Here is a 1,011-nt window from a genome sequence, read left to right as displayed (position 1 = left end):
ATGCCGAACGATGGCGACCTCGTCGATCTCATCCCGCTCTGGCTGCCGGATTCCAAAGCGCAGCTCCTGGCATTGGTGGATAATCCGGCTTCGCTCTACGGTTTCGAGAACATCGGACAGGCATCATGAGCACAGCACGCACCATCACGGCCGGCGCGATCCCGACCACATTGTCCACCACGCTGGTCGCCCGCTTGCGGGATTCGATCATGCGCGGCGACCTCCTGCCGGGCAGCAAGCTCAATCTTGATCGCCTGCGCACCGCCTTCGGCGTCAGCCTCAGCCCGCTGCGCGAAGCACTGTGTCGTCTGGAGAATGACGGCCTCGTCGCGCTGATCGACCAGCGCGGCTATCGCGTCACACCGGTCTCTGCGAGCAATCTCGCCGAGATCATCCGGCTGCGCGTCGAACTCGAAGGCCTCGCCGTCAAGGAAGCCATCGAACACGGCGATATAGCCTGGGAAGGACGCGTGCTCGGCTCGCTGCATCAGCTCAGCCGCTGCAAGCGCGGTTCACGCTCGGCCGCTGAACAGGAAGCCTGGGAGATCGCACATCGCGCCTTCCATGCCGAACTGATCTCGGCATGCCAGATGCCGTTGCTGCGGCAGTTCTGTGCCACGCTGCACGACCAGAGCGATCGCTATCGCCGGATTTTTCTGAAGAAGCATAAGCCCGACCGCGACGTGCCTGCAGAACACACCGCGATGGCCCATGCGATGATCGAGCGGCGCACGCGCGATGCAACGCGGATCCTGCGGGAGCATATCGAACGCACCGGTCGGAATATCCAGACGGTATTGCCGGCCGAATAGAAGCCAACCACGGCAACGGCCGGCCTAGGTCGACTTCGTCTCGCTCTGCGCCGCAATCAGCTTTTCGATCCGCGCTTCTTCCTCGGCGGTGAGTTTCATGACGGCCTCATCGCTGCCGCCTGCACTCCCGCGCCGCCGGTTGTGCCACCATAGCGCAACGCCGCCACCGATCAGCACCAGCGGCGTCAGCAGCCACAGC

Annotated in this window: 1 protein-coding gene; it reads left to right on the top strand. The window is 63.7% G+C overall.

From position 1 onward, the window contains the following. Positions 1 to 125: 125 nt before the first annotated feature. On the top strand, positions 126 to 812 hold the full coding sequence (locus tag AC1DU6_RS32715; protein WP_439093594.1) for a GntR family transcriptional regulator: 687 nt from the start codon (positions 126 to 128) through the stop codon (positions 810 to 812). Positions 813 to 1,011: the final 199 nt, after the last annotated feature.

Source organism: Roseateles sp. P5_B10, assembly GCF_056400485.1.
The sequence above is the reverse complement of the archived record's forward strand: the minus strand, read 5'-3'. Positions and strand labels throughout refer to the sequence as shown.

Bases quoted from the DNA above. Each gene is read 5' to 3' on its own strand.
- AC1DU6_RS32715 (WP_439093594.1), top strand. From the start codon at position 126: ATGAGCACAGCACGCACCATCACGGCCGGCGCGATCCCGACCACATTG.